The sequence below is a fragment of the Sulfurimonas sp. genome (assembly GCF_014859695.1).
Classification (GTDB): Bacteria; Campylobacterota; Campylobacteria; order Campylobacterales; family Sulfurimonadaceae; genus Sulfurimonas.
In genome coordinates, this window is the sequence record NZ_JACUTS010000094.1 from 1 (window position 1) to 5,954 (window position 5,954).

A 5,954-nucleotide genomic window follows, 5' to 3' on the forward strand; every position below is an offset into this window, starting at 1 on the left:
AAAAATGTAAAAGTTGCAGATTTGGCTTTAATGGAGATAGCTGAGGGCCTTATAATAATCAAGGGCTTTGTGGATAACAAAAAATAGTTAATTGAGTCTGGGTCAAATGGATATCGAAAAAATAAAACAGATAGATAATGTTGACTCGGCAACAGAGTATCTTTTTGAGCAGATGCCTCATAGCGATGCTCTTGAGAGAGCTTTGGAATGCTCCAAAGTTGCACATGAAGAGCAGTTTAGAAAAAGCGGTCAACCCTATGTAGTTCACCCCATTTTAGTAGCGGCGATAGTTTCATCTATTACAAATGACGAAGCAATGGCAATAGCCGCACTCCTGCATGACGTTGTAGAAGATACACATGTCAACATTGATGAGATTCAAGCCCTTTTTGGCGAAGATGTCGCGCATCTGGTCGAAGGTCTCACAAAGATAGACAGCATTAGAGACGCCGAACTTATTCCATCTAACTCCAATGAACACCTTGTCGTATCGGCACTCTCTTTTCGAAAGATGCTCTTAGCAAGCATAAAAGATGTCAGGGTTTTGGTTATAAAGCTTTGTGACAGATTTCATAATATGCTCACCCTCGATGCACTTCCTGAGCAAAAACAGCAGAGAATTGCCGAAGAGACCCTTGTCGTCTATTCACCCATAGCTCACCGTCTTGGAATCTCTTTTTTAAAAAATCTATTAGAAGATTTAAGTTTCTCATACCTTTTTAAAGAAGAGAAGCGTCATATAGATAGCTATCTTGATGCAAACTATCATGCAATAGAGATGAGACTTGATGAGTTCAAGCAGTCGATAAATAAGGTTTTGGTTCAAAACGGCTTTTGCGAAGATGAGTTTGAGATACTCTCGCGTGTGAAACACAAGTACTCAATTTATCTTAAGATGCAGAGAAAAGGGGTTGGTATAGATGAGGTTCTTGACCTTTTAGCGGTTAGAATATTGAGTGATGATGCCGTCAAGTGTTACAAAATACTGGGACTTATCCATCTGCATTTTCAGCCTCTCTCTTCAAGATTTAAGGACTACATTGCCGTACCAAAAGACAATGGATACAAGACAATACACACTACCGTCTTTTATAACACGGCGATATTTGAGGTACAAATTAGAACGTATGATATGCACAAAACAGCAGAACTGGGCGTTGCTGCGCACTGGAAATATAAGAGCGGCGGTAACAACAGCATAAAACTTGACTGGCTTCATAATCTAGGATACCAAAATGAGTCTGTTGAAGATTTTTATGATCTTATAAAAAACGATCTCTACAGCGAAGATATATCTGTTTTTTCTCCTACGGGGGAAGCCTTTACACTTCCTCGCGGTGCGGTAGTTCTTGATTTTGCCTATGCGGTTCATACTCATGTTGGCAACCATGCAAAATCAGCCCTTGTTAACAAGGCAAAAACATCACTTATAAACGAGCTTCATAACGGGGATATCGTAAAAATAGAGGTCGGCGAGAGCAGCATAACTAGATGCAGCTGGATTGATGCGGTCAAAACGTCTAAAGCAAAAACCAATATGAAGTACAAATGCAATGCCAGAATAAGAGATATAAACTCAAGAACAAGCGTGAGTATAGTAGCTACTGCTATGAATCTTGGTTATTCAAGAGTCGAAGAGTGGTTCGATAAAAACGGCTGTGAAAAGGTAGCCACAATTGCTACTGATATTGAGCATTTTCGTGAAGTTATACACAAATATATAATAGATATAAATCAAAACAACAGATTTAAAAGATTTCTCTCAAGACACAGGTTTAAGATAAAACGCTACCCTTTCAGTGATCTTGAGGTTTATAGCACATCGGGAGTAAGTGACATAGTTTTTGACTACTGCTGTCATCCCAAAAATGGTGATGAGGTAATTGCATTTTTAGAGAAGGGTAAAGCACATGTGCACCATAAAATGTGCTCAAGCGCTTCAAAAAAACTTGAAAATCATGAACCGATGGTATTTATAAGATGGCAGAAGCTAAATACTTTTAACTACAATATGATAGTCTCGCTTCACAGCGGAGTGGGAACTTTGGCGGAGTTCTTAAAGTACCTTGCAAAACTGAAGATCGATATAACGCAAATAGAGCTTGGTAAAAACAGAAGCGAGACAACAAAGTATTGTGAGATTGGGTTTGAGAGCAAAGAAGCTGATATTAACTTGCTTCGTGGTAAAATCGAACAAAAAATAAAAGTAATACATCTCATTCGTACTGATGATGCTTACAAATAGACTATAAATAGGAAAAATAGAGAATTATGTTACAAGAAGCTTTAAGAGAGATACAACGAGGCAGTGCAGAGATAATAGACAATGAGAGAATTGAAAAACTATTAAAAGCGTACTTTGATGAGGGTAAAACATATACGGTAAAGGCAGGCTTTGACCCGACCGCACCGGATTTGCATCTTGGGCATACGGTGCTTTTGCAAAAACTCTCCACCTTTCAAAAATATGGCGCGAAAGTCCAGTTTCTTATCGGCGATTTTACTGCGCAAATAGGCGATCCTTCGGGAAAGAGTGCTACTAGAAAAACGCTAAGTGCTCTAGAGATACAAGAGAATGCAAAGAGCTACAAAGAGCAGGTATTTAAGCTTTTAGACCCTTCAAAAACTGAGGTTCTCTTTAACTCTGAGTGGATAAACCCGCTTGGAGCATCTGGGATGTTGACGCTTACGACAACATTTAACGTTGCAAGAATGCTTGAGCGCGATGATTTTGACAAAAGACACAAAAGCGGAATATCTATCTCAATCAGCGAATTTATCTACCCCCTGCTTCAGGGCTATGACAGTGTTCACCTAAAAAGTGATATCGAAATAGGCGGAACCGATCAGAAATTCAACCTTCTGATGGGTCGTCATCTTCAGCGCGCATACGAGATAGGAAAAGAGCAGTCTGTTCTTATGATGCCTATCTTAGAGGGTCTTGACGGCGTACAAAAGATGAGTAAATCTCTGAACAACTACATAGGCGTAGCAGATGAGCCAAACGACATGTTTGGAAAAGTGCTAAGCGTTTCTGATGAACTTATGTGGAGATATTATGAACTTTTGAGTGCAAAAACATTGGATGAGATTGAAGCTCTGAAAAACGGCGTAACCGACGGTTCTCTTCATCCAAAAAAGGTCAAAGAGGATTTAGCGCTTGAGATAACTACTAGATTTCACTCACATGAGTCTGCAAAAGCTGCTAAAGCCGAGTTTGATAAAGTGCACTCAAACAATCAGGTTCCTACGGAGATTGATGAGTACAGAAGTGATGCAGAGATTTGGATTGCAAAAGCGCTTGTTGATTGCAATCTCTCTCCATCAACCTCTCAGGCAAGAAGGGATATTAAGCAAGGTGCCGTTAAAATTAATCAAGAAAAAGTTAATGATGAGCAGTTGCAGTTAGGAAGCGGGGAGTATATCCTCCAAGTCGGAAAAAGAAAATTTGCAAAGTTAAAGGTGGACTAATGAGCTACAAATCATTAAAAATCGGTAAGCATACAATAGAGAAGCCTATAGTTCAAGGTGGAATGGGTGTCGGTATAAGCTGGGATCAGCTTGCGGGAAATGTTTCAAAAGAGGGTGGTCTTGGCGTTATCAGTTCCGTTGGAACAGGCTACTATGAAGATAAAAAATATGCCTCAAAGCTCATTGGGGGCAGACCGCTTGACACTCTTGGTTTCTACTCAAAAGAGGGTTTTGACGCGATTACAAAAAATGCCAGAAAGATATGCGGCGACAAACCTCTTGCCGCAAATATTTTATATGCTATCAACGATTATGGGCGAGCGGTAAGAGATGCATGTGAGAGCGGCATAGATATTATTATCACGGGAGCAGGTTTGCCTACGAATATGCCTGAGTTTACGGAGGGGTATCCTGATGTTGCGCTTGTTCCTATTGTTTCATCTGCAAAAGCTTTAAAAATCATCTGTAAAAGATGGCAGAAAAGATATAACAGACTCCCAGACGCTGTTGTGCTTGAGGGTCCAAAAAGCGGCGGGCATCAAGGCTTTACGTATGAACAGTGCAAAATGCCGGAGAATCAGCTTGAAAATTTAGTGAAACCCGTTGTTGAAGAGGCCGCTCTTTGGGGAGATATCCCGGTAATTGCAGCCGGCGGTATTTGGGACAAAAACGATATAGAGGAGATGCTCTCTCTTGGTGCACGCGGTGTTCAGATGGGAACGCGCTTTATTGGAACTCATGAGTGTGACGCACACGAAAACTTTAAAAAAGTTCTCTTAAATGCAAAAAAAGAGGATATTCAACTCTTCTCTTCTCCCGTAGGTTATCCGGCTCAAGGTGTTAGAACAAACCTTACTGAGCTTGTACAGAAGAGAGAGGGACCTGCCATAAAATGTATCTCAAACTGTGTTGCTCCATGTAATCGCGGTGAAGAGGCAAAAGAGGTCGGTTACTGCATCGCCGACAGACTTAGTGATGCTTATAACGGAAATCTTGAGACGGGACTCTTCTTCTCAGGCACCAACGGATACAGGTTAGATAAAATAATCTCCGTAAAAGAGTTAATGGATAAATTAGTTAACGGTGAATAGAAGGGTGATGTTTAAGCTTTTTCTACTCTCTTTTTTATTTTTCATCTCCCTAGAGGCTTCTGCCACTAGTAGTGAGCTTTTAAAAAGAGCAAATAGCTATATGAAGAGCAGCTCTACAAGCGATACTTTTCGCGCTTACGACGACTACAAAAGTTTATACCTTCGCTCCATGGTTGAGAATGATAACTCTTTAAAGTTTGAGGCTCTAAAGGGAATAGTTAAGAGCGGAGAGAGACTTAGCATTGATGTCTCAAAATACTCAAAAGAGCTTCAAGCGGCTTTGCAAAAGAGCAGCTACAATAAACCGGAACCAAAAGAGATGACAAAGAGTGAGCATATTGAAGATGTTCATGTCACCCCTTTGCATAGACTAAAATCTCTCAACTGGAGAGAAGATGTGCTGCTTCTGGAGTTTGACAAACAACTTACGCCTTCTCAGATCGAGTATTTTACGCTTCATGATATGACAAAAGGCAGATATAGATATGTCTTTGATATCAAAACAGCTATGCTTACCAGCTCACAAAACATTAACAACAACAATATAGATAGAATTAAAATAGCCCAGTTTGATCCAAAGACTCTGAGGTTGGTTGTAACTCATAGCGCAAAGGTAGAGGTTAGTTATACCGTTGATGTCAAAACATTGGAAGTTAAGCTTAAGACCGCATCTAGCAAGGTTGTGCCGACCCTTGAAAAAGTGGTGCCGATAAAAAGAGATAAGGGCAAGGTAATTGTTATAGATCCAGGGCATGGAGGCAAAGACCCGGGAGCTGTTGGGTACAGAGGATATAGAGAAAAGATTGTTGCGCTAGATGTTGCAAAAGAGGTCCAGAAGATTTTAAAATCTCGCGGCTACAAAGTGTATATGACAAGAGAGAGTGATAAGTTTGTAAAATTAAGCGAGCGAACAAAATATGCCAATATAAAAAGAGCAAATATTTTTGTAAGCATCCACGCTAATGCAATTGATGGCAAAAATGCAAATAGCGTACATGGTATAGAGTGCTATTTTCTCTCCCCTTCGCGCTCTGCTAGAGCTAAGAGAGTTGCTGCTAAAGAGAATTCGGCAGACATGAGCGATATGAATATATATGGAAAAGATAGTTACTTAAACTTTTTAAACCATCACAATACGGTGGCATCAAATAAGCTGGCGATAGATCTGCAGAGGGGAATGCTCGGCGAACTAAATAAAAAATACAGCGGTGTAAAAGACGGCGGAGTAAGAGAGGGACCTTTTTGGGTTTTGGTAGGTGCTCAAATGCCCTCTGTTTTGGTTGAGGTTGGGTTTATCTCTAACCCCATGGAGGCTAAACGACTTGTTGACAAGAACTATTTAAATACAATGGCTCTTGGTTTGGCTGACGGTATCGAGAGATACTTCGCCAA

4 protein-coding genes are annotated in these 5,954 nt (G+C 40.4%); all 4 read left to right on the plus strand.

Features of this window, described 5'->3' with window-relative positions; genetic code table 11:
* The first annotated feature begins 106 nt into the window (after positions 1-106).
* Positions 107-2,245 carry a RelA/SpoT family protein gene (locus IBX42_RS10880; RefSeq protein WP_294932825.1) on the plus strand — a complete coding sequence of 713 codons (2,139 nt, stop codon included), beginning with the start codon at positions 107-109 and terminating at the stop codon, positions 2,243-2,245.
* 23 nt (positions 2,246-2,268) lie between these two features.
* On the plus strand, positions 2,269-3,471 hold the full coding sequence (gene tyrS / locus IBX42_RS10885; RefSeq protein ID WP_294932831.1) for a tyrosine--tRNA ligase: 1,203 nt from the start codon (positions 2,269-2,271) through the stop codon (positions 3,469-3,471).
* A complete protein-coding gene (locus IBX42_RS10890; RefSeq protein ID WP_294932827.1) occupies positions 3,471-4,562 on the plus strand; it encodes a nitronate monooxygenase family protein in 1,092 nt (363 codons plus the stop codon). The genes tyrS and IBX42_RS10890 overlap by 1 nt, the downstream gene beginning before the upstream one ends.
* 7 nt (positions 4,563-4,569) lie before the next feature.
* A partial coding sequence (locus IBX42_RS10895) for an N-acetylmuramoyl-L-alanine amidase (protein ID WP_294932829.1) occupies positions 4,570-5,954 on the plus strand: 1,385 nt, incomplete at its 3' end.

Bases quoted from the DNA above. Each gene is read 5' to 3' on its own strand.
- IBX42_RS10880 (WP_294932825.1), top strand. From the start codon at position 107: ATGGATATCGAAAAAATAAAACAGATAGATAATGTTGACTCGGCAACA.
- IBX42_RS10890 (WP_294932827.1), top strand. From the start codon at position 3,471: ATGAGCTACAAATCATTAAAAATCGGTAAGCATACAATAGAGAAGCCT.